At 61.3% G+C, this 23771-nt stretch carries 21 protein-coding genes; 12 read left to right on the top strand and 9 right to left on the bottom strand.

What is annotated here, in order from left to right:
* Positions 1-238: 238 nt before the first annotated feature.
* Entirely contained in the window at positions 239-1492 is a 1254-nt protein-coding gene (locus TM49_RS14740; protein WP_045682368.1) for an AGE family epimerase/isomerase, read from the top strand.
* Positions 1493-1649: 157 nt separating this feature from the next.
* Here the strand turns inward: TM49_RS14740 and TM49_RS14735 are convergent, their stop codons facing one another.
* Positions 1650-3029, bottom strand: a complete 1380-nt coding sequence (locus tag TM49_RS14735) for a hypothetical protein (RefSeq protein ID WP_045682366.1) — start codon at positions 3027-3029, stop codon at positions 1650-1652.
* A 64-nt stretch (positions 3030-3093) separates the two neighbouring features.
* Positions 3094-4497: a hypothetical protein gene (locus TM49_RS14730; RefSeq protein WP_144409573.1), complete on the bottom strand. Its 1404-nt coding sequence runs from the start codon at positions 4495-4497 to the stop codon at positions 3094-3096.
* Positions 4498-4880: 383 nt separating this feature from the next.
* Between TM49_RS14730 and argC the strand changes: the two genes are divergently transcribed.
* The gene (gene argC / locus TM49_RS14725; RefSeq protein WP_045682362.1) at positions 4881-5807 is read left to right on the top strand and encodes an N-acetyl-gamma-glutamyl-phosphate reductase; all 927 of its coding nucleotides are present in this window, start codon (positions 4881-4883) and stop codon (positions 5805-5807) included.
* A gap of 91 nt (positions 5808-5898) precedes the next feature.
* The gene (locus TM49_RS14720; protein WP_244464732.1) at positions 5899-6750 is read left to right on the top strand and encodes a DODA-type extradiol aromatic ring-opening family dioxygenase; all 852 of its coding nucleotides are present in this window, start codon (positions 5899-5901) and stop codon (positions 6748-6750) included.
* A gap of 3 nt (positions 6751-6753) precedes the next feature.
* Here TM49_RS14720 and TM49_RS14715 read toward each other — a convergent pair whose 3' ends face one another.
* On the bottom strand, positions 6754-7845 hold the full coding sequence (locus TM49_RS14715; RefSeq protein ID WP_045682361.1) for a COX15/CtaA family protein: 1092 nt from the start codon (positions 7843-7845) through the stop codon (positions 6754-6756).
* Between the two features lie 126 nt (positions 7846-7971).
* Between TM49_RS14715 and TM49_RS14710 the strand changes: the two genes are divergently transcribed.
* Together TM49_RS14710 and TM49_RS14705 are read left to right on the top strand one after the other, a co-directional pair.
* Positions 7972-8187, top strand: a complete 216-nt coding sequence (locus tag TM49_RS14710; RefSeq protein ID WP_045682359.1) for a DUF2842 domain-containing protein — start codon at positions 7972-7974, stop codon at positions 8185-8187.
* Positions 8188-8283: 96 nt separating this feature from the next.
* The gene (locus TM49_RS14705; protein WP_045682357.1) at positions 8284-8574 is read left to right on the top strand and encodes a hypothetical protein; all 291 of its coding nucleotides are present in this window, start codon (positions 8284-8286) and stop codon (positions 8572-8574) included.
* Between the two features lie 259 nt (positions 8575-8833).
* Here the strand turns inward: TM49_RS14705 and TM49_RS14700 are convergent, their stop codons facing one another.
* Together TM49_RS14700 and TM49_RS14695 are read right to left on the bottom strand one after the other, a co-directional pair.
* The gene (locus TM49_RS14700) at positions 8834-9283 is read right to left on the bottom strand and encodes a DNA polymerase III subunit chi (protein WP_045682354.1); all 450 of its coding nucleotides are present in this window, start codon (positions 9281-9283) and stop codon (positions 8834-8836) included.
* Positions 9284-9289: 6 nt separating this feature from the next.
* Entirely contained in the window at positions 9290-10780 is a 1491-nt protein-coding gene (locus TM49_RS14695) for a leucyl aminopeptidase (protein ID WP_045682352.1), read from the bottom strand.
* A 234-nt stretch (positions 10781-11014) separates the two neighbouring features.
* On the opposite strand from TM49_RS14695, the gene TM49_RS14690 reads away from it, so the two are divergent.
* From TM49_RS14690 to rsmA, 7 genes are all read left to right on the top strand, one after another.
* A complete protein-coding gene (locus TM49_RS14690; RefSeq protein WP_045682350.1) occupies positions 11015-11761 on the top strand; it encodes a phosphatase PAP2 family protein in 747 nt (248 codons plus the stop codon).
* 51 nt (positions 11762-11812) lie between these two features.
* On the top strand, positions 11813-12979 hold the full coding sequence (locus TM49_RS14685; protein ID WP_045685279.1) for an LptF/LptG family permease: 1167 nt from the start codon (positions 11813-11815) through the stop codon (positions 12977-12979).
* Positions 12976-14046: an LPS export ABC transporter permease LptG gene (gene lptG / locus TM49_RS14680; RefSeq protein ID WP_045682348.1), complete on the top strand. Its 1071-nt coding sequence runs from the start codon at positions 12976-12978 to the stop codon at positions 14044-14046. Before TM49_RS14685 ends, lptG begins: the two co-directional genes overlap by 4 nt.
* 53 nt (positions 14047-14099) lie before the next feature.
* On the top strand, positions 14100-16385 hold the full coding sequence (locus TM49_RS14675; RefSeq protein WP_045685278.1) for an LPS-assembly protein LptD: 2286 nt from the start codon (positions 14100-14102) through the stop codon (positions 16383-16385).
* A 212-nt stretch (positions 16386-16597) separates the two neighbouring features.
* Positions 16598-17551: a peptidylprolyl isomerase gene (locus TM49_RS14670; protein ID WP_045685277.1), complete on the top strand. Its 954-nt coding sequence runs from the start codon at positions 16598-16600 to the stop codon at positions 17549-17551.
* A 4-nt stretch (positions 17552-17555) separates the two neighbouring features.
* Positions 17556-18560 carry a 4-hydroxythreonine-4-phosphate dehydrogenase PdxA gene (pdxA, locus tag TM49_RS14665; protein WP_045682347.1) on the top strand — a complete coding sequence of 335 codons (1005 nt, stop codon included), beginning with the start codon at positions 17556-17558 and terminating at the stop codon, positions 18558-18560.
* On the top strand, positions 18557-19387 hold the full coding sequence (gene rsmA, locus TM49_RS14660) for a 16S rRNA (adenine(1518)-N(6)/adenine(1519)-N(6))-dimethyltransferase RsmA (protein WP_045682345.1): 831 nt from the start codon (positions 18557-18559) through the stop codon (positions 19385-19387). The genes pdxA and rsmA overlap by 4 nt, the downstream gene beginning before the upstream one ends.
* A gap of 13 nt (positions 19388-19400) precedes the next feature.
* Here rsmA and gmk read toward each other — a convergent pair whose 3' ends face one another.
* The 4 genes from gmk to fabF all read right to left on the bottom strand — a co-directional run bounded on the left by gmk (position 19401) and on the right by fabF (position 23645).
* Positions 19401-20045, bottom strand: coding sequence for a guanylate kinase (gene gmk / locus TM49_RS14655; protein ID WP_045682343.1), 645 nt, complete (start codon positions 20043-20045; stop codon positions 19401-19403).
* 3 nt (positions 20046-20048) lie between these two features.
* Entirely contained in the window at positions 20049-20936 is an 888-nt protein-coding gene (locus TM49_RS14650) for a YicC/YloC family endoribonuclease (protein WP_045682341.1), read from the bottom strand.
* Between the two features lie 131 nt (positions 20937-21067).
* Positions 21068-22207: an endolytic transglycosylase MltG gene (mltG, locus tag TM49_RS14645; protein ID WP_045682340.1), complete on the bottom strand. Its 1140-nt coding sequence runs from the start codon at positions 22205-22207 to the stop codon at positions 21068-21070.
* Between the two features lie 175 nt (positions 22208-22382).
* Positions 22383-23645 (bottom strand): beta-ketoacyl-ACP synthase II, encoded by a 1263-nt coding sequence (gene fabF / locus TM49_RS14640; RefSeq protein ID WP_045682339.1) that lies wholly within the window; start codon positions 23643-23645, stop codon positions 22383-22385.
* Between the last annotated feature and the right edge of the window lie 126 nt (positions 23646-23771).

Raw genomic sequence — 23771 nt, 5'->3', positions numbered from 1 at the left:
ATACGAGAGGTCGGTTGTCGCGACATCCTCAAGCTCAGGGCAACTTGGGCCGCATTCATTGCGCATGATCAAGGCTGATGCAAATCAGAATTGAGATCATGGCCTTGTCGCGATATAGGTTAATCGGCTGAACAATCACGCAAAGCCCGCCGAATCCGGCACCGCGCGCTCGCGCTCTCAAATCATACGGCAGTGACCGCGGCCCTGCGGCCCGGCCGCCACCAGGGGAGGATATGCCATGAAGCCGAAGATCAACACACTCGTCGCGCCGCCGCGCTGGATCAAGCGTCCATACCACCGTGAATGGCTGTGGCAGCAGGCCAACAACCTTTTCGATTACTTCCAGTACCGCTCGATCAATCCCGCTGGCGGCTTTTATGAATTCGACAAGGACGGCAATCCGCTCGGCGGCGACAACCCGGTGCGCGGCATCCACACCACGGCACGCATGATCCACTGCATGGCGATCGGCCACCTTCTCGGCCGGCCGGGTTGCGACGATCTCATGGATCACGGCATGAACTATCTGTGGGAGCACCACCGCGACAAAGAGAAAGGCGGCTACTTCTGGCAGGTCGACAATAACGGCCCGCTCGGCGAGCCGACCAAGCAGGCCTATGGACACGCCTTCGTGCTGCTTGCAGCCTCCTCCGCCAAGTTTGCGGGCCATCCGCTCGCCGACCAGATGATTGCGGACGTCACTGACGTCATCGACAAGTACTTCTGGGAGGAAGAGTACGGGACCGTCGCCGAAGAATTCGAGACCGACTGGACGCCGGTGCCCGGCTATCGCGGCCAGAACTGCAACATGCACATGACCGAAGCGCTGATGGAGGCCTACGAGGTTACGGGCAACCCAGAATACCTGAGCAAGGCCAAGCGTATCGCCGAGATGATCATCAAGAAGCACGCGACGGAATGCGGCTATCGCGTTGCAGAACATTTCACCGAGGACTGGAAGGTCGACTACAATTATTCCGGCAACGAGATGTTCCGCCCCTCCGGCACCACGCCCGGCCACTGGCTCGAATGGACCCGCCTGCTTCTCCAGCTGCACACACTGACCGGCCGTTCGCACTCCTGGATGCCCAAGGCAGCGCATGAGCTGTTCATCTCGGCCTTCAAGCTTGGTTGGGATTATGAGAAGCGCGGCTTCTTCTATACGCTCGATTGGAACAACCAACCGAAGAACCGCTCCAAGCTCTGGTGGCCGCACGCCGAAGGCATCGGCGCCACCCACTTCCTCACCGCCCATTTCGGTCAGGACATGCACATGTATGCCTATCGCAAGCAGTGGAGCTTCATCGCCAACCACCTGCTCGACCACGAAAAGGGCGGCTGGCACGAGGAGCTTTCTGAAGACCTGGTACCGCAGACGACGCTGTTTGCCGGAAAGGGCGACATCTACCACGCCCTCCAGGCCTGCCTCATCCCGCTCTATCCGGCCGTCGGCAGCCTTCCGGAAATGGTGTTCCGCGACGTGAAGCACTGAAACCAATCCCCCCTTCCGCCCGCAGGACGGGCGGAAGGGCGAGGCTCAATGCGTCAGGTCTGTGCCAAATCACCTTTCGGAGGACGAAGCCCCGAGGCGTCTGTTGCCTGCCAAACCGGGAAAAATGCACGCCCGCGATCTCTTGACGGGCCGCAGGCTATTGTGCGTTCTCGACGATGTGGAGCACGATCTTCCTGCGCAGTGCGTCATTTTCGATCGCATAAGTGAAATTGGTGCCCGAGGGCGCATCGAGCACGAGCTGCCCCGTGCCTCCATAGCGACCGTAGCTCACCAGATCATAGTCACCCTCCATGTACTCACGGTGACGGCCATCCGGGTCGGAAAACGAGATGTGGAGATCGCCATTGACACGAAGCGCTCCTGGCACTTCGATCATGTCGTGATCTCCCGTCATGTCGTCGAAAAGCTTAAAATGGAATTTGGTTGTTGCATCGGCCGTCCCATCGAAGGTTTCGACGTCGCCTCCAAAATGCAGCGTGCCAATCTCTTCGGGACCGGCCCCCGGCCTGACCACTGTGGCAAAAAGCTTCGCGACTGTATTGGCTCCGCCGATGACGCCCGTCCCCCTGATTTCGGATAGACCACTGGAGTTCGTTCTCAGTGAGCCGCCAAGTTTCCCCATGACCCTGAGTGCGCAATCACTGATGTTGGTCTGACCGCCGAAGTCTGAGTTATCCACTGATGCATCGATGGTCGCTTCCGGCTTGGCTGCGTTTGTGTAAGTTTCTCCGCAAACGAAATTCAGTTTTACGTTACGCGTGTCTTCGCCCGTAAGCCGGTTGTCCAGATTTCTCCGCTGTTCGGTGTAGACCTCAAGCACCTGCTGGCTTCCATCACCGGCAAGAAACTCGATATCTCCCGCGACAGATGCCTCCCCAAAACCCACTTGTCCAAGTGAGAGCTGGCTTCCGGGCATCAGCGATGTCGTGCCTAAATAGGTCTTTTCGCCAACAAAGAGCACCCGGCCGTTGATTTTCAGGCCGCCCTCCAGCAGTGGTATTCGCCCGCCCAGCCCCTGCTCGGTCTGCATGTTGACGCTGATCGTCGGAAAAGCGTTGGCGTTTGTCACGTTGATCGACGCTTGCCGGCCGATGGGAAAGCTCAGCGTGCCCGCAGTGCCGCGACTGGTTTCGAGCGTATAGCCACTTTCGATTTCGATGTTCTGCACAGAAATCACTGATGGCACGCTCACATGACCGGCCGCGGCCGAAAAAACGGCAACTGTCGGACCGCCTGGCCAAGGCGAGGCGTTGCGCCCGCTTTCATCGGCCCAAACGGCATCCACTGTGTTCCATACGCCGCTGCCACCAACGATGCTGCCGCCTGCTGGGTCCGACGCGCCGCCGTTCCAGTAGAGCTTCTCGACGCCAAACGCCTGCGAGACGACAGTCTCTGCGTGAACACAGCCCCCAGCCACAAGACTTGCTATCGATGCTGACACGATCGCGCGCTTCGCATAAAGGCCGCACCTCAGGAGATGGACAAACGCTCTGACATGATATTGGGCAATCCTCATCACTCCCTCCTGCTTTCTGGTGAAAATGCAAGGCCCATGCCGCTTGGAGGCATTGGCCGTTTGCCTAGTTGCCGACTTTCAATCTCACCTCACCACGCATCGGATCCTTGATGAGGTCATAATGGACGGTCGCGCTGTCCGCAGGCGGCACCAATTGCAGGTTATCGAGGCCACGCTGCGAGCCAAAGGTCATCAAGACATAGGTTCCCGGAGCAAAGCCTGTGCCGCGTCCGACCCCCGAGATCCGCACATAAACGGTCTTGTCGAGGCTCAACCGGCCGGCAACCGCAACACTGTCATTGGCACCGTCGGGGCTGGTGAGGTTGAATTCGAAGGTCGATGACGTTGCGGCATCGTCGCTGTTCGTGAGCGAGAGATTTCCGGCAAATGTCAGGCGACCGGGCGCTCCGCCGGCGACACCCGGCTTGATCGTCGTGGAGATCAGCGATGCTCCTTTGCCGACACTCCCGATCGTTCCGGCCCCTCTGATTTCGCTCAATCCGTTCCCCTCGGTTTTTATGGATCCGCCCAGCGCGCCACTGACATCGAGGGCGCAATCGCCGATTTCGGAGTTCCCCGAAAACGACGCATTGTTCGCGGTTACATATATGACAGGGCGAACAGACTGATACGGACTGAGGCGGCAATTGAAAATGAGCTCGGCTCCGTTCGACGGACCGAAGAGCGTATTGGTGAATTCCTGCTCAAGCTCGGAGTAGACCGAAATCGTATGCGTAACATCGCCTTGCGATTCGTGATCCATCAGGAATTCGATTTCGCCCTTTACGGACCCCATGCCAATCCCATGCTCACCGAGGAAAAGACCGCTGTATTGCTTCAGGGATGTACCGCCGAGATACTCTTTGTCTCCGACAAAGGATACCCATCCCTCGATCAGAAGCCTGCCAGCTATCGGGAAGCGACCTGAACCGCCCTGGGTCGCAATGTTCGCATAGATAGTTGGATCGACATCTTCCAGGCTTTTGATCGAAGCCGAGCGACCAAGAGGTAACATCAGCGTACCTGCGGTCGTGGCATCGCCCTTGATCTCATAATCGCTTCGAAACTCGATATTCTGAACCTCGATAGGCCCAACCACAGTTACGGTGCCACGATGGTTCGAAAAAACGGCTCTTGTCGATCCGCCCGGCCACGGCCATGCGTTCCTTGCATTCTCATCGGTCCAGTTCGCGAGCGTGTTGTTCCATATTCCGTCACCGCCCCAAACGACACCGTCCGCCGGGTTCGTAGCTCCGCCATTCCAATAGAGCTCGGGGAGCGGGTAGTCTTCTGGTGCTGCGACGCCTTCCTGGCCGGAACTTTCGCCGACCTGAAACAGAGAGGCGGACTCTGCCTGGACAGCGACGGCCACGCTGAGCGCCGTAGCCGACAAAACGACCACACATCGCTCGATCAAACCGAAACGTTTTGTCGCCCCCGCTCGAAAAGGCTTGCCACCGAATTTCATATGCGCCTCCGTGATAAGGCCAGCGGATCGAAGACCACTTGCCCCGCAGCATCTCTGAGCGAACCACCATGGCTCGCCCGATAACTAACAATAGCTTACCCCGATCATATAAATACGGATGATCACTGCTGTAAATATTACTCATAAATTTATCGATTATTATTTCGTTTTGCATGTTATTTACTTTTTATTTTTAAAGCTAAACAACAATAATTCGAAATTTATACTTTCGACAAACTTGTCAGAATCACAGCTCGGTCACCTACCGCGCGAGACTTCGATCCTTCGTGCCGCTACGATTGCCGCCTGGTCCATCGAACGATTGCGGGCAAACTCCGATCGAACTATATAGACCCTCATCCACCCATCCGAAGGACGAGACCATGGCAGCGAAGATCTTCATCGACGGCGAACACGGCACAACCGGGCTGCAGATCCGCAGTCGCATGGAAAGCCGCCGCGATGTCGAATTGCTGTCGATCCCGCATGAGGAACGGCGCAATCCGCAGATGCGGGAAGACCTACTCAACAGCGCCGATATCGCAATCCTCTGCCTGCCCGATGCTGCCTCGAAGGAAGCCGTCACCATGCTTGCCGGCAATAACGGCGTGCGCATCATCGACACCTCCACGGCCTACCGCGTCGACCCCGACTGGGCCTACGGCTTTGCTGAGATGGACAAGGCGCAGGCCGGTCGCATCCGCTCCGCCCGCTATGTCGCCAATCCCGGCTGCTATCCGACCGGCGCCATCAGCCTGATCCGGCCGCTGCGGGCAGCAGGCATCATTCCCGACGACTATCCGGTGACGATCAATGCCGTCTCCGGCTATACCGGCGGCGGCAAGAACCTGATTGCGCAGATGGAGGATGAGGGCCGCGAGGACCATATCGACGCGCCGCATTTCCTCTACGGCCTCAGCCTCGAGCACAAGCACGTGCCGGAGATGACGACCCACGGCCTGCTGCCGCGGCCGCCGATCTTCTCGCCCTCCGTCGGACGCTTCGCCCAGGGCATGCTGGTCCAGGTGCCGCTCTATCTCGATGACCTCAGCGGCAGCCAGACGCAGGAAACCATCCACGCTGCGCTTGCCGATTTCTATGCTGGTCAGGACATCGTTCAGGTCGTGCCGCTCGCGTCCAGCGCAGCACTCCCGCGCGTCAACGCCGAAGAGCTCGCCGGCCAGGACATCATGAAGCTCTTCGTCTTCGGCAACGGCCGCCACGTCAATCTCGTGGCGCAGCTCGACAATCTCGGCAAGGGTGCATCGGGTGCCGCGGTACAGAACATGGATCTGATGCTCTCCGCCTGAGCTTCCGCCTTGAACGCAAACGGTGAACAATCCGTCGACCGGTTGCGCCGTCGCGCGTCCGGTTGAGCGTGTCTATATTGAAGCCAAGCAAATGAGCGAGGTTTCAGCCATGTCGACGCAATCGCGACTTCCGGTCTTCTTCATCCCCCATGGGGGCGGCCCCTGGCCGTTCATGCATGGTCCGGAGGGCATCCTTCCGGACAACGATCCGTGGAAGGAACTCGAAGTCTTCCTCAAGGGCTTCGACAAGGCGCTCGGCCGCCGGCCGAAGGCTGTGTTGGTCATTTCCGCTCATTGGGAGAAGGTCGATCAGCTGACCGTATCGACGGCGGCCCATCCGGGCATGCTCTTCGACTATTACGGTTTTCCCAAGCATACGTTCGAACTCTCCTACCCCGCCCCGGGCGCTCCGGAGGTTGGCGAACATGTGCGGGACGTGGTGGCGAAGGCAGGCATCGAGACGAAGAGCGATTCCGAGCGCGGTTTCGACCACGGCGTCTTCATCCCGTTCATGATGATGTATCCGGATGCCGACGTGCCGATCGCGATGATGTCGCTCGATCCGGATCTCTCTGCCGAAACCCATTTCCGCATCGGTGAGGCCCTGCAGTCCCTGCGCGACGAAGATATTCTGATCGTCGCATCGGGATTGTCCTACCACAATATGCGGATGTTCTACCGCGAGGATCCCGAGCATGCCGCAGCGGCGACCCGTTTCGATGCGTGGCTGAAGGAAGCACTCGCGATCGAGGACCCGGCGCAGCGCAACGCCCGACTTGCGACCTGGACCGAAAATCCGGACGCACTGGCCTGCCACGTGCCCGACCATGACCACCTTGTTCCGGTCTTCGCCGCGGCCGGCGCGGCCGGCGCCGATACCGGCCAGCAGATCTTCCGCGGCAATTTCCGTGGCAAGCCCTACTCGGCCTATCGATTCGGCTGAGGCTTAGTCGACCTCGATCATAGGCGGGCGATAGCCGCGCAAATGGCCGGTGACGAGGATAAGAACGATGATCGCACCGGCCTGGTGTGCAAGCGCCAGGCCGAGCGGCATCTGCGTGACCAGCGTGATGATGCCGAGCACCGCCTGCAGCAGAATCGCGATCAGGATCAGCAGCGCGCCACGGGCGTGCTGCGACAGCTCCAGGTCCAGCCCACGAGACACCGCACCCCGCCACTCGACGAGATAGTGCGCCAGCGCGATCAACAGCAGCACATAGCCACCGCAGCGATGGGCAAACTGCACGGTCTTGGGATTCTCGAAGAAATTGAGCCATGCCGGTTGCTGCAGCAACAGGTCATTCGGCACCAGAGCGCCGTCCATCAGCGGCCAGGTGTTGTAAGAGAGGCCGGCATCGAGCCCGGCGACGAGCGCACCGAGATAGATCTGCACGAAGGCAGCCAGGATAAGCAACACCGCCAGCGCATGCGAGACCGCCGTCGGCGCATCCTCATGTCGTCGCGGCTTCAGGCCCCGGCCGATATAGACCGATGAGGCGATGATCAGACAGGCCATGATGAGATGGACGGCGAGCCGGTACTGGCTGACGTCTGTGCGGTCGGAAAGGCCCGAGGATACCATCCACCAGCCGATGAACCCCTGCAGGCCGCCAAGCGCCAGCACGCCCAGTAGCGGCCAGCCAAGGCCCTTGGAAAGCCGGCCGGAGAGCCAGAAATAGCAAAGCGGCACGGCGAAGATCAGCCCGACGGTGCGCGCCAGAAGCCGGTGCGCCCACTCCCACCAGAACAGCCCCTGGAATTCGGAGAGCGTCATCCCCTTGTTCAGCAACTGATATTCAGGGATGCGCTTGTAGAGTTCGAACTCCTCCTGCCACTGGGCAAGATTGAGCGGCGGGATAACGCCGTGCAGCGGCTTCCACTGGGTGATCGACAGGCCGGAATGGGTCAGCCGCGTTGCGCCGCCCACCAGCACAAGACAGAACAGCACCAGCACCACGAAATAGAGCCAGTTGCGAACGAGAGCGGCATTCAAGCGCTGCTCCTTCTCCGTCCATGCAGGGGATCTACCGAAAGCCATACGTCACACTCCATCCATCCCGGCCGATCCGCCGCGCCGAATTCCGGGGACCCGCCGGCCGGCGGGCTTCACACGCGGCATGCTACCGCATAATCTGGACTTCTTCATAAGGGGGGAATTGTCGCAGTGCCAGTCAGATTGCGCAAATTTATCGGGACGATAGCCATCGTCAGCCTGGTCATCGTCTATGCACTGACGGCCACCATCCTCGCAACCCTCATCCTCGACAACCGGCCTTGGTGGGCTGCGCTGCTCTATTTCACCTTCACCGGCGTGCTGTGGATCGTTCCCGCCATGTTCATCATCAAATGGATGGCCGGACCGCCGGTCAATCGGCGCTGAGAACAGCAGATTTCGGTGAACGGCAGGGAACCTGCCGCAGATTTCGCACATTGAACGTGATATGATTGCCCATCAACGCCAGGAGGCCCAGCAACCATGATTTCAGCCCGCCAGATTCGCGCCGCCCGCGCTCTCCTCGGCTTCACAGACGATCATCTGGCGGCCCTCGCCGGCCTTGATATCGCAGCACTGCAGGCTGCAGAAACCGATGCGGCCGAACGCGATTTCCAGGTGATCGAGGCGCTCGAAGCCTGGTTCGAAAAGGAAGGCGTCGCCTTCATTGAGGACGGCGAAAGCGGCGGCGGCCCGGGTGTGCGGCTGAAACACTCGATCGATCCCTGCGACGGCATCCGCCCGGAGGACCTGAACTCGGCCAACGACGGCTGATAGCGTTCCTTAAAATAAGCTAAGAAACGATTGAAACAAAAGTCGTTTTTCGCCTTTAATCTGCTGACACCCCCTTCCTAAACTCGGAGTCATCCTCGTGCTTGACACGAGGATCCAGGCAGCACGGCCAGCGCCCGCAATAAAACTCAGGGAAATCCATCGGTTGATCCGCCTGGATGCTCGGATCGAGGACGAGCATCCCCCTGTGGCGGGGAGTGACAATCTCAGAAGCTTTGGATTTGCCAGCAGCCGGGAGGCCTTACGCCTTTTTCTGCCAGCGCCCGTCGCTGCCCTGCTGCCAATAGGTGAGCTGATGATCACCGCCGCGCAATGCCTTCCACTGGCCTCGCGCTCTGGTCAGTTCGTCGACATCATGGCCATCGAACATGACCACCACGCGCTTGTAATCCGAGACATTGCTGACCTCGGCCCCTTCGACGAAGAAGCGGATATCGGCCCCGTTCGGGCTTGCCTCCGTTGCCGTCAGCAGCACTGGTTGGCGCTCAGCACCGTCTTCGCTGTCGAGACCGTGGGGCACGAAACTGTCGGCCCGGAACGTCCAGAGCAGTTCGTCCAGCCGGTCGCGCTCGGCCTCGCTTGCAGTCTGGATGGCAACCCGCCAGCCACGCTCCAGGCTTTTCTCGACGAGAGGCGGCAGCGCCGCCTCCCGCAGTGATTCCGTCAGGTGATAGAAGAGAACTTCTGTCATCCCCACTCAGTCCCGGTCCTCATAATGCGCGCGCACGAGCTCGTTCAGGAGCCTGACACCGAAGCCGGAGGCCCAGCCGCGCGAAAGCTCGGTCTTCGGCGCACCCATGGCCGTGCCGGCGATATCGAGGTGAGCCCAGGGTGTGTCGCCAACGAAGCGCTTCAGGAACTGCGCCGCCGTGATCGAGCCGGCAAAGCGCGAGCCGCCAGTGTTGCGCATGTCGGCAAAGCGGCTGTCGACCATCTTGTCGTAGTCCTCCGAAAGCGGCAGGCGCCAGACCTTTTCCGCGGTCGTCTCGCCGGCATCGCTGAGTTCGGCCGCAAGCTCGTCATCATTGCTGAAGAGACCGGCGTGATAGGCGCCAAGCGCGACCATCACGGCGCCGGTGAGCGTGGCGAGATTGACCATGAAGCGCGGCTTGAAGGTCTCCTTGCAATACCAGAGCGCATCGGCCAGCACGAGCCGACCCTCGGCATCGGTGTTGATGACCTCGATCGTCTGTCCGGACATCGACGTGACGATGTCGCCGGGACGCTGGGCATTTCCGTCCGGCATGTTCTCGACGAGACCGAGAATGCCGACGGCATTCACCTTCGCCTTGCGGGCGGCGAGCGCATGCATCAGCCCGATGACAGCAGCGGCACCACCCATGTCACCCTTCATGTCTTCCATCGAGGCCGCGGGCTTGATCGAGATCCCGCCCGTGTCGAAGCAAACGCCCTTGCCCACGAAGGCGATCGGCGGCTCCTTGCTCTCGCTGCCGTTCCATTCGATGACGGCGAGATAGGGCGGGCGGACAGAGCCCTGCGCGACGCCAAGCAGCGCACCCATGCCGAGTTTTTCCATCTTCTCCCGGTCGAGCAGCTCGACCTTGGCGCCGAGACCTTGAAGTTCGAGCGCCTTCTCGGCGAATTCCTGCGGACCGAGGAGGTTTGCCGGAAGGTTGACGAGATCGCGGGCCAGCACGACGCCATCGGCGATGGCCTTGCGCGCAGCAAAAGCCGTTTCGGCCGCTTTGGGGTCTTTGGTGGCGATCTCGACGGCGACCTCGCTCTCCTCCCCATCATCCTCGCGCCCCTTCGTCTTGAAACGGTCGAAGCTGTAACCGCCGAGAATCATGCCGAGCGCGAAATCGGCAGCATTGTCGCCATCGGGCGTGCTGCCCGGCGCATCGAGGTAGACGGCAATCTTCCTGGCGCGGCCGACAAGCGCCGCGGCCCGGCCGCCGGCACGAAGCCAGACGTGCGCATTCAGGCTGTTGCTTTCGCCGAGCCCGATGAGATGGATACGGTCGGCGCTGCTGGCGGAAGGTGCAATCACATCGAGCGTCGAAAGCAGCTTGCCCTTGAAACCGGCCGTCTCGCCCGCCCGTGACAGTGTGTCGCGGACTTCGCCGAGCGCATCGAGGCCCGCCGGAACGCCATCCAACAGCGTCAGCGCAATGGCCGTCTTGCCCGTCGGCTCAACCTGACCGGTAAAGGAAATCGAGAATTTCATGTGACTGCTCCGAAGTCTGAAAGGATAAATCGCCGCGATGGCAGACGCGGATGGCTACGGCTTGTTAACGCAACTCCGCAAGAACGGTTGACCCTATCCCCATATCACTTAAAACGACAAAACTGAAACCGGTGTGAAGGCCTGCATCGGGAAGTATCTGAAGCCGGAAACGCCATATTGCCAAGCCCGAAACCGCATCCACGGCTTCCCAGAATCGGCACCCGATTCCGGACGATGCCGCCGCTCAAGGCGGCGTTTCTGCTTCTGTTTGCGCTTTGGTGGGTGATTCTCGCCATCTTCTATCTGTTTCCCGGCCTCGATATTGCCGCCTCGCGCGCTTTCTTCATCACCACCGGATGCAACGTCGACGCGCCGGCCGGCAAGGTGTGCGGACATTTTCCAATCGCGTTCAATGTTTCGCTCGGGCCGCTGCGCGACTTCTTCTTCTGGCTGCCGGTCGTTCTGGGCGTTTCTTTGATCTACCGCCTGATTCTCGTCTGGTCTGAGCACGGCAAGACCTATGACGCTGCCCTCTCGGCGCGGCTGAAGGCTGGCATCGTTTCGCTGTTGCTCGGGCCCGTGCTGCTCGTCAACGTGTTTCTGAAGGAGGTTTCCGACCGTCCCCGGCCGCGAAATACAGACGTGTTCGGCGGGTTGCTCGACTTCAGGCCCGTCGGCGACTTTTCCGGTGCCTGCGTATCCAACTGTTCCTTCATTTCCGGAGAGGCCGCGGGCGCCGGCTGGCTGTTCTGCTACGCCCTCTTCCTGCTGCCGCCGCGCTATACAACGCTTCTGATGCCGGTACTGATCGCGATTTCGCTCATTTCGCCGGTGATGCGGCTCGCCTATGGAGGCCACTATCTGTCCGATGTCATCCTCGCGTGGCTCTCATCTGTCGTCATCTTTGTCGGCACGTTGTATGCTTTCACACGGGGGCATGCTCATCCAACGCATTCTCGGCAACAAAGGACCCTGATTTGACCGCGATTCACCGCTAGCCAGCTGGCGCGCGGCCCCGTGGAAGACCGAACCATGACGATACTGGAACGCTACATACTGAACCGCACCGTGCGGATGTTCCTGGCGACACTGTTGCCGGTGCTGGCGATCCTGTGGCTGACGCAGGTGCTTGGCCGGGTCGACCTCGTCACAGACAGCGGCCAGTCGATCATGTCGTTCCTGAAGCTCGCGACGCTGATTCTACCGACGGTCATTCCAACGGTGCTGCCCTTCGGCATCGTGCTCGGTGCGTCACAGACACTGACGTCGATGAACAATGATTCGGAGCTCGCGGTGATCGATGCCGCCGGCGCCCGCCGATCCGTGATCTATCGGCCTATCTTGCTCTTCGCCATCGTGCTCTGCGCCTTTTCCTTCGTGCTCGAGAACTATATCGAACCGAAATCCCGCGCCGAGGCACGCTCGCTGATCGCCTCGGTCTATGCCGACCTGCTATCGACGGTGATCGAGGAGAAGACCTTCCGCGAGATCGAGGACGGCCTCTACATCCAGATATCTGAGCGGCTTTCCGGCCGCGTTCTGAAGGGCCTGTTCGTCGCCGATTACCGCGAGCCGGACAACTCGTACATCTATTATGCGACCGAGGGCGCCGTCGATCAGAGCGGCAGCCAGTTGATCATGAAGGACGGCCAGGTTCAGCGCGAAAATGCCGAGGGCGAGGTCTCGATCGTTCAGTTCGATTCCTACAGCTTCGACCTCTCGGAGCTGACAGCAGACAAGGGCCAGACCAGCCGGAGAGCCAGCGACCGCAGCCTCGCCTTCCTGCTCAACCCACCTAAAGATGACCCTGATTACCTAAAAAATCCAGCAGCTTACCGAGCCGAACTGACACGCCGCCTGAATGAATGGACGCTCCCCTTCATCTACGCCGTATTCACCCTCGTCATCGTCGGTGATGCGCGATCGCATCGCGAACGGCGCATTCCTCCGATGGCAAGCGCCTTCACCCTGACGCTGGCATTGCGTCTCTTCGGCCATTTCAGCATCAACCAGTCCGAGGTCGATCCGATCTTCGTTTACGTCGCTTACGGGTTCACGTTCCTGACACTCTTCGGCGGATTGTGGCTGCTGCTCAAACCGAGGCGGGCACGAACGGCTTCAGGCCCGATCGGTCGTCTCGGCTCCAGGCTCCTCGCCCTCTTCCGGCGCAGCCCGTCGGGCAACGGAGGCGCGGCATGATCTTCTCGACCCTCGGCCGCTATTTTCTGGCACGCTATATCGTCACGGTTGGCTGGTTCCTGTTCGGCATTGTGGCGATCATTTACCTGATCGACTTCAGCGAAGTCGCGGGCAACGTCACGGCGGAAGCAGGCCAGAATATCGGTGACGCGCTCATCATCACGGCACTGCGCCTGCCCTATATCCTGCAGCAGACCGTTCCCTTCATCGCGCTCTTCGCCGGCATGGTGGCACTGATCGCGCTTAACCGGCGTCATGAACTGGTGGTGACCCGCGCGGCCGGCATTTCCGTCTGGCAGTTCATGCTGCCCTTCGTCTTCGGCTCCTTCCTGCTGGGTCTTGCCGCCGTTTTCGCACTCAACCCGCTTGCTTCCTGGAGCCAGACCAAGGCGCTCGGCCTGCAGGCGATGGCTGGCGGCAATACCGACACGATTCCCTGGCTGCGCCAGATCACCGACGGCCAGGACACGATCATCGGTGGCCGCGGCATTGCCGAGAACGGTTCGGAACTGATCGGCGCGGTGGTGATCTATTTCAACGATCAGGGCCGAATCGAAAAGCGTCAGGACGCCAAGACCGCCACGCTTTCGGATGGCTGGTGGACCCTGCACGACGTGACCGAGACCCGGCTGGGCGAGCTTTCCACACATTCCGCCGAAGTCCGGGTGAAGACCAATCTGGACGAGGAATTCGTCCAGCAGCACCTTGTCCAGCCGGACCTCGTCAGCATCTACGATCTCAAGGACCGCATCTCTGACGCCCGTCAATTCGGCGTTTCGACAAAAGCGCTCGAAACCCAGTACAATTATTTGCTTTCATTGCCTTTATTGCTGGTGGCCATGACCCTGATCGCAGCCACGGTCTGTCTAAAATTTTCACGCTTCGCACAATCTCCCATCGTTATTTTGGGTGGAATCCTCTCCGGCTTTCTGCTTTATGTGACGAGCGTGCTTGTAAAAGCGTTTGGTAGCAGCGGTGTCCTGTCGCCCCTCTTGGCAGCCTGGATTCCAGTGATAGTAGCGGCGGCGTTGGGTTTGACCATTTTGTTGCATCAGGAGGACGGTTAGTGGCTCGGCGCGCGGCACGCTCTTACCGCCTCGTTTTCGCCCTTGCCGGCGCGATGACGGCTGCCAGTCTGGCGCCGGTCGAACTAGCACGCGCGCAGGACGTCGTCGGCGACTTCACGGCGCCGGCCGATCAGCAAGGCCCGATGCTGCTGACGGCCAACGAACTCGTCTATAATCACGACACCCAGCAGGTTTATGCCCTCGGCGGCGTGCAGATCGCCTATAATGGCTATCGCATGGTGGCCAACAAGGTCGAATACGATCAGAAGGCCGGACGTCTAATGGCCTATGGCGGCATCGAGATCATCGACCCGGCCGGCAACCGGCTGAGCGCTGAAAAGCTCGACGTCACTGACGATTTCGCCAACGGCTTCCTTAACTCGATCAGCGTCCGCACGCCCGACAATGTCGCGATCGCCGGCGAACGCGCGACCCGCATCGACGGCAAGCAGATGGAACTCGAGAACGGCGTTTATACCGCCTGCGTGCCGTGCTCCGAAAACCCGGAAAAGCCGCCCTTCTGGCAGATCCGCGCCCAGCGCGTCATCCAGAATGGCGAGACCCACACGGTTCGCCTGGAAGCCCCGCGTTTCCAGCTTCTTGGCCGCACGATTGCGGTGATGCCGTCGATCACGGTTCCCGATGGCACCGTCAAGCGCAAGCGCGGCTTCCTGTTCCCGACGGCCAGCGTCGATGAGAACCTCGGTTTCGGCCTTTCGGTACCCTATTACATTCCGATTACGCCGAGCTCAGACGTCACTTTGACCACCACGGGCTATACCGAGCAGGGTTTCCTGCTCGAGGCCGAGTACCGCAAGCGCTATCGCAACGGCACGCATATCCTGCGCATCGCCGGCATCGATCAGATGGGCAGCGATCAGTTTTCGAGCAATACCAGCGACGCCAAGGCCGAAGCGCGGGGGATGATCGCTTCGACGGCCGAATTCCAGATCAATCCGCGCTGGGTCTTCGGCTGGGACGTGATGGCGCAGAGCGACAACAATTTCGCCCGCACCTACTCGATCACCGGCCATGACGACGACACTTTCAACAATCAGGTTTATCTTGAAGGGCTCGGAAAGCGCAGCGCCTTCTCCGCCAAGCTGAATTACTTCGACGTTCAGGACGCCGACCCGCAAAACGCCGCCGAAAAGCAGCAGGCAATCGCGCTGCCGGTCATCGACTATGACTACATCGCCCCCGAACCTGTTTTCGGCGGTCAGCTTTCCGTGACCAGCAACCTGACGAACATCGTCCGCGAACACAATGATATCGAGACGACGAGCGTCAATGACCGCTTCCTCGGCCTCAAGGGCAACAGCACGAGACTGACCACCGAGGCGACCTGGGAGAGAACCTTCACCAGCCCCGGCGGCATCATGTTCACGCCACTCCTGTCGGCCCGCGCCGACGGCTATCTGCTCAATGTCGACGACCCGAACAATATCAGCGGCTACAGCTATGACGGCAGCTTCGTCGATCAGGAAGCGGCAGCGCGCGGCATGGTCACCGCCGGGCTTGAGGTCCGCTATCCCTGGCTTTTGAGCAACAGCTTCAGCTCGCACATCATCGAGCCCATCGCCCAGATTTACGTGCGGCCGGACGAGCAATATGCCGGTGGCCTGCCGAACGAAGATGCCCAGAGCTTCGTCTTCGGCGCTTCGAACCTGTTCGAACGCGACAAGTTTTCGGGCTTTGATCGCGTCGAAGGCGGCACGCGCGCCAATGTCGGCTTCCGTTATCGGGGTACGTTCGACAACGACATCCTCATCGACGGCGTTTTCGGCCAGTCCTATCAGATCGCAGGACTGAATTCCTATGCGACGCCTGATCTGGTCGGCGTCGGCATCGATTCAGGCCTCGAATCCGATGTCTCGGACTTCGTCGGCGGCGCGACACTCAAGTTCCCGTTCGGCGTTTCGCTGAATGGCGGTGCGCGCTTCGATCAGGAGACCTTCGACCTGAACCGCACGGACGCCAGCATCGCCTTTACCTCGCACCGCTTCGACACGGCTCTGACCTATACCAATGTCGGCGCCCAGCCAGGCTATGCCTACGAAGACGAGAACAGCGAGCTGCAGTCGACAAGCACGATCCGGTTCAATGACAATTGGGGCGTTTCGGGCTCGCTCACCTATGACCTTGACGACAATCTCGTGACCCGCCGCTGGGTCGGATTGACCTATGAGGACATCTGCACCTCGTTCTCGATCGTCTACCAGGACAACTGGGACACGGACAACCAGTCGGCCGTCGACTGGACCATCGGCGCCAGGCTGACGCTCCGCACGCTTGGCGATTTTGACGTCGGCTCCGTCGGAAGCAGCACTTTCCAGTGATGACCTGGAGCCGAAAACGGGGCAATGCCTTGCTTTCGCCTGCAAAATGGACAAAACATTGAACTGATTGCGGGCCATCGGGCCACGGGCGCAGTCGCCGCGGACAAGAGAAATTGTCGCGGCGGCCGGTTGGCCTGCCTGTTGCGACCTGCCTGAAGGCATGCGAGGAAACACAAGAGCGGTCGGCGAAACCGCTCCTGAAAGGACAAGAGATGACAGCCGCAAGATTTCCAGTCACCCTTTTTGCCGCAGCCGTCATTGCGGTATCCAGCGTCGTCACCGTGGCGCCTGCTCCAGCTGCCGCACGCACCGTCGACATCGCGCTCGTCGTCAACAATGTCCCGATCACCAACGACGACATTACCAAGCGTCGCAACCTGCTCCGCCTGATGGGCACCAAGGGCAATCTTGATTCCCAGGCGCGCGAGGACATGATCGACCAGGCGCTCAAGCAATCCGAGATCGCCTTCCGTAATATGTCCGTCACCCAGACCGAGGTGGATGACGCGTTCAAGAACTTCGCCAGCAGCAACAAGATGTCCGTCGCCCAGATGGGCACCATCCTCGACAAGGCTGGCGTCGGGGTCGAACACTTCAAGTTCTATATCGCCGTTTCGATGAGCTGGAGCCGGCTTCTCAGGGCACGCTACGGCAATCAGCAGCTCCTGTCCGACGACCAGTTCATTGCCCAGCTCCAGGAAGCCGAGAAGGAAGGCAAGAAGCCGGAAACGACGGAATATATCCTGAAGCGCATCGTCTTCGTCGTGCCGGAAAAGGAGCGCGGCTCGCTGCTCGCCAAGCGCAAGCGCGAGGCTGAATCCGCCCGCTCGAAATTCCCGGGCTGCGACCAGGCCATTCCCTTTGCGGCGTCCATGAACGACGTCACCGTGCTCGACCTCGGCCGCTTCCTCGAGCCGCAGCTGCCGGCGCAGTGGAAGGATGCCGTGGTCAAGGCCAAGGGCGATACCACCTCGGTCATCACAACGCCGATCGGCGCCGAGTTCCTCGCCATCTGCGAGCGCAAGGTCGCTGACGACGACTATGCCGCCCGTCTCGTTCTCAGCACCGAAGAAAATGCCGGCGCCGATGACATGGAGAAGGAAAGCGAGACCTACATGAAGGAACTGAAGGACAAGGCGACGATCGTGACCCCTGGCAAGTCCTGAGGTCATGACCAAACCACTCGCACTCTCGCAGGGTGATCCGGCGGGGATCGGACCGGAGCTCGCGCTCAAGGCATGGTCCCGTCGGCGCGAAACCGCGCTGCCGGCCTTCCTTTATCTCGGGGATCCCCGCATATTGCAGGCGCGCGCCTCGATGCTGGGTCTCGACGTGCCGATCGAGACGGCAGCACCCGAGACCGCCGCGTCCGTGTTTGCCGACGCCCTTCCCGTTTTCGCGATCGATGCGGCGCTGCAGGTGGCGCCCGGAGAACCCGACTCCGGCACGGCGCCGGGAACGATCGCGGCGATCGACATGGCGGTCAAGTTCACGATGCGCGGCAAGACCGCTGCCGTCGTCACCAACCCGATCGCAAAATCGGTGCTCTATGGTGCCGGTTTCGGTTTCCCCGGCCACACCGAATATCTCGCCGAACTCAGCCGCCGCGAAACCGGCACGACCCTGCGTCCGGTGATGATGCTCGCCTGCAGTGCGCTGAAGGTCGTGCCTGTCACCATTCACATCCCGCTGAAGGACGTGCCGGAGGCCCTGACCCACGACCTCATCGTCGAAACGATCCGCATCACCGCCCGTGACCTTTCAGCGCGCCTCGGCATCGTCAGGCCGCGGCTTGCCGTTGCCGGTCTCAACCCGCATGCCGGCGAGCAAGGTACGATTGGCCGTGAGGACGAAGAGATCGTCCGCCCGGCGCTTGAGGCCTTGCGCGAGGAGGGCTTCGACATCGCCGGTCCCCTGCCCGCCGACACCATGTTCCACCGCGCGGCGCGCGAGCGTTATGATGCGGCGATCTGCATGTATCACGATCAGGCTCTGATCCCGGTCAAGACCCTCGGCTTCGAGGAAGGCGTCAACGTTACCCTTGGCCTTCCCTTCATCCGCACCTCGCCCGACCACGGCACGGCCTTCGACATCGCCCAGCGCGGCATTGCCGATCCCGGCAGCCTGGAAGCGGCGCTGAGGCTTGCCGCAACGATGGCGGAGCGGGCCGCATGAGTGCGATCGACGATCTGCCGCCGCTGCGTGACGTGCTCGCCGCCCATGAGTTGAACGCGAAGAAGGCACTCGGCCAGAATTTCCTTCTCGACCTCAACCTGACACAGAAGATCGCGCGCAACGCCGGTTCGCTGGAAGGCGCCCATGTCATCGAGGTCGGCCCCGGGCCCGGCGGCCTGACCCGCGCCATCCTGTCGCTGGGCGCGGCACGCCTCACAGTCATCGAACGGGACGAGCGCTGCCTGCCGGCGCTGCGGGAGATCGGCGAACGCTATCCCGGACGGCTCGAAATCATCGAGGGCGATGCGCTGAAGGTCGATTTTGCGACCCTTGCCGGCGACGCGCCGGTCAAGATTATCGCCAACCTGCCCTACAATGTCGGCACCCAGCTCCTGGTGAACTGGCTTCTGCCAGGCAGCTGGCCACCCTATTGGCAATCGCTGACGCTGATGTTTCAGAAGGAAGTCGCCCAGCGGATCGTCGCCGGTCCCGGCGACGGACACTATGGCAGGCTTGGCGTTCTTGCAGGCTGGCGCACGGAGGCGCGGATCGCCTTCGATGTACCGCCGCAGGCCTTCACGCCGCCGCCGAAGGTCACCTCCAGCGTGGTTCATCTCACGCCGCGGGAAGCGCCCCTAGCGGTCGCGGCAGAGGCGCTGGAACGCGTCACGCAGGCCGCCTTCGGCCAGCGGCGCAAGATGCTGCGCCAGAGCGTCAAGAGCCTCGGCGGCGAGGCCTTGCTCGAGCGCGCCGGCATCGATCCGACCCGCAGGGCGGAGACGCTCTCCGTCGCCGAATTCTGCGCCCTCGCGAACGCAATCGGCTGAGGCGTGCCTTCGGCTATTCGCCGAGCAGCGCCTCGACATGGTGGGGGATGACGCTCTTGTACTCACGCTTGGCGCGTTCGGCGCGCAGGATCGAGCGCACGAGATCGTAGGCGTCGTCGAGGTCGTCGTTGATCACGACATATTCGTAGTCATGCCAGCGCGCGATCTCGCCGGTGGCGTTTGCAAGTCGGACTTCCATCGCCGCCTTGCTGTCTTCGGCCCTGGCATTGAGCCGCGCCTTCAGCGCCTCCATCGATGGTGGCAGAACGAAGATGCCGACAACATCCTCGGGCATCTTTCGCTTGAGCTGCTCGGCACCCTGGACATCGATGTCGAAAAGCACGTCGCGGCCCGCAGCAAGCGAACGCTCGACAGCATCGCGCGGCGTTGCGTAGAAATTGCCGTGGACCGCTGCCCATTCCAGAAAGGCTCCGGCATCGCGCTTTTCCATGAAGGCTTCAGGCGTCAGGAAGAAGTAATGAATGCCCTCTTCCTCGCTCTTGCGCCGTCCGCGCGTGGTCGCGGAAATGGAAAGGTCGATCATCGGGTCCTCGGCAAGCAGCCGTCGCGCGATCGTCGATTTGCCCGCGCCGGACGGCGCCGCCAGAACCAGCATGACCCCTCGACGGCGGCCGGGATTTTCAGCGATGTCCGCCATGATTTACTCCAGATTCTGAACCTGTTCACGAAGCTGATCGATAACCGTTTTCAGTTCAAGGCCCGCTGCCGTGATGGTCACTGAATTGGATTTCGAGCAGATGGTATTGGCCTCGCGGTTGAATTCCTGCGCCAGGAAATCGAGTTTCCGGCCGCAGGGTTCACCGGCAGCGATGAGCTCGCGCGCTGCCGCCACATGGGCATAGAGACGATCGATTTCCTCGCGCAGATCCGCCTTCGTCGCAAGCAGCACCGCCTCGGCGTAGAGCCGCTCGCTGTCAAGCGAAGGCGCTGCCTCGACAAGGCGGGAAACCTGATCGGCCAACCGGGCCGCAATCTCTTCCGGGCTGCGGGCGGGGTCGTTCTCGATGGTTTCGGCGAGGGTTTCGATGCGGTCGATCTGGCGAAAGAGCACATCCGCGAGCTTCGCGCCTTCCACGGCCCTCATCTCGGCAAGCGCCACAAGTGCCGCCTCAAGTCCATCAAGCACCTGCCGGTCGCGCGCCTCGAGCGCCGTATCGTCTTCCTCGACCTCACGGAATTCGGCGATACCACGCAGGCCGAGCAGACCCTCAAGCGTCAGCGGCGTGTCGGCAATGCGGTCACCGAGCCGGTCCTTCAGGCTCGTGACGGCCGCCAGCGCCGCATCGTTGACCACCAGTTCCAACCGGCTTTCCGACAGCGTCACCGACAAGCCGACCTGAAGGTTGCCGCGGGTGAAACGCTCGGCAGCGAGCTTGCGGACGGCGGTCTCGATATGGTCGAATCCGGGTGGCAGCCGCAGCCTGACGTCGAGGCTCTTGCCGTTCACCGAACGCAGTTCCCATGCCCAGCGATAACGCCCGGCCTCGCCGTGGCTGCGGGAAAATCCGGTCATCGATTGCAGTTTCATGCGTCCCCCATAACCCGTGGCCGACTGTCCGACGAAGGGCCATCCCATCGGTTCGTGCCGCGGGAAGGCTTCGCCCTGTCTCGCAAACGTCTATAGCACTCGGCGAAACGAGAAGACAGGCGCGAGGATCGTCAGTTGGATTGTTCCTGCGCCTCGAGTTCGCGCCAGCGCCGAACATTGGCATTGTGATCGTCGAGCGTCGAGGCAAAGGCATGCCCGCCGCTGCCGTCGGCGACGAAATAGAGGTCTTCGGTACGGGCGGGATTGGCTACAGCCTCAAGCGCCGCACGGCCGGGATTGGCGATCGGGCCCGGCGGCAGTCCGTTGATGCGGTAGGTGTTGTAGGGCGTTTCCTTTTCGAGATCGGACCGGTAGATCGGCCGGTCGGAGGGTTTGCCTTCGCCGCCGAAAAGTCCGTAGATCACCGTCGGGTCAGATTGCAGCCGCATGCCCTTCTTCAGCCGGTTGAGGAAGACCGCCGCCACGCGGGGGCGCTCTTCGGCAAGACCGGTTTCCTTCTCGACAATCGAGGCGAGCGTGACGAGTTCTTCCTTGCTGTCGATCGGCAGATCGGGATCGCGCTTCAGCCAGATGTCATCCACCAGCTTCTGCTGGCCGGCCTCCATCTGGGCGAGGATCTCGGTACGCGCCGTACCGCGGCTGTACCTGAAGGTCTGCGGCATCAGACTGCCTTCCGGCGGCAGTTCATCGGGCAGATCGCCCGCAAGATCCGGATCCTCTGCGAGCTTGTCGAAGATCTCCTGGACCGTCAGCCCCTCCGGGAAGGATATGCTGAACAGGATGGTCTTTCCCGATTCGAACAAGTCGGCGATTTCCTGCATCGAGGCGCCCGCCTTGATCTCGTAATCGCCGGCCTTCAGCGTCTCGCCATCACGCATGTGGGCGGTCGTGACATAGCGGAAGATACGCGAATCACTGATGATTCCGGCATTCTCGAGATCGCGGGAGATGGTTGCGAGGCCCGTCCCGCTGCGCACGGTGAACTCGGTGTTGACGGCAAGCGGACCGGGGTCGCGGTAGCTCGACATGGCGTAGTAATAGATGCCGATCGCAGCAGCACAGCCGAGCACAACGAGCGTCATCAGGAAGTTCAGGAAGACGATGACCTGGCTCTTGGCCTTGCGGGAACGCTGCACCGGTGGCGGCACGCGCTCCGGCCGCAGCGCCTCCTTGGCCGATTTCGGCACGATTGGCCGCCGCCCGTTTCCGGAGGTATCCGAATGTTCGCGTCCCTGGTCCTGACCGCTCACCGGGCCCCCTTCCGACAATCATCACGAAACCGGCGCACCACCGGCGTTACAAGCGTGGTCCATTCGGCCGCACGCAGCAATTGGCGTCGATCTCTGATAAAAAAACGGCTGCATGATGTCAGCCGTTTCTTTTCTCCGTCCACAGGTGCGGACTTATGCTTGCGGTGTCGCGGCGCTAGTCGGCGTATCGCCTCAGCACCAGCGAGGCGTTGGTGCCGCCGAAGCCGAAGGAGTTCGACAGCGCAACATCGATATTGCGCTTGCGGGCCACCTTCGGAACGAGGTCGATCGGCGTCTCGCGCTCGGGATTGTCGAGATTCAGCGTCGGTGGCGCAATGTTGTCGCGGATCGCCAGCGTCGAGAAGATCGCCTCGATCGCGCCGGCCGCACCGAGAAGATGGCCGGTCGCCGATTTCGTCGAGGACATCGAGACCTTGCTTGCCGCATCGCCGAGCAGGCGTTCGACCGCTCCAAGCTCGATGGTATCGGCCATCGTCGAGGTGCCGTGGGCATTGATGTAGTCGACGTCTGCGGCCGAGATGCCGGCGCGCTTCAGCGCCGAGGTCATGCAGCGGAAGGCGCCTTCGCCATCCTCGCTGGGCGCAGTGATGTGATAGGCATCACCGCTCAGACCGTAGCCGACAACTTCGGCATAGATCTTGGCGCCGCGCGCCTTGGCATGCTCCAGCTCTTCCAGAATCACGACACCGGCGCCCTCGCCCATGACAAAGCCGTCACGATCGACGTCGTAGGGACGCGAGGCGCGCTGCGGATCATCATTGAAATCGGTGGAGAGCGCCTTGCAGGCGGCAAAGCCCGCGAGCGACAGACGGCAGATCGGCGACTCCGTGCCGCCGGCGACCATCACATCGGCATCGCCGAAGCCGATCAGACGGCTTGCATCGCCGATCGCGTGCGCGCCGGTCGAGCAGGCGGTAACCACCGAATGGTTAGGGCCGCGCAGCTTGTGGCGGATCGAAACCTGGCCAGAGGCCAGATTGATCAGACGACCCGGGATGAAGAAGGGCGAGACCCGGCGCGGGCCTCGATCGCGCAGCGTGTAGCCGGCCTCGACAATGCCATCGAGACCGCCAATGCCGGAGCCGATCAGGACGCCGGTGGAAATCTGGTCTTCATCGCTTTCGGGATGCCAGTCGGCATCGGCAAGCGCCATGTCGGCGGCGGCCATCGCATAGACGATGAACGGGTCGACCTTGCGCTGTTCCTTGGGCTCCATCCACTGGTCGGCGTTGTAGGTGCCGTCCGAGCCATCGCCGAGCGGGATCGAGCAGGCGATCTTCGCCGGCAGATCCTCGACCTCGAAGGCAGTGACCTTGCTGGCCCCGTTCCTGCCCTCGAGCAGTCGCGACCATGTGACATCAACGCCGCATCCAAGCGGCGTTACCATACCCAGACCGGTGATTACGACACGCCTCATTGTCGGATCGCCCCCTTGCCTCATTGTTCTTGTCATGTCCTGACGCTGCGCATTATCCGAGCGGATCCGGCGCATCTGTCAGGGAACCGATTGCCTTGCGGACCTTGCGCTCCGGTTCGGAAATCC

Origin of the sequence: Martelella endophytica (assembly GCF_000960975.1) — a bacterium.
Taxonomy (GTDB): Bacteria; Pseudomonadota; Alphaproteobacteria; order Rhizobiales; family Rhizobiaceae; genus Martelella; species Martelella endophytica.
This window is presented reverse-complemented; position numbering and strand designations above follow the sequence as displayed.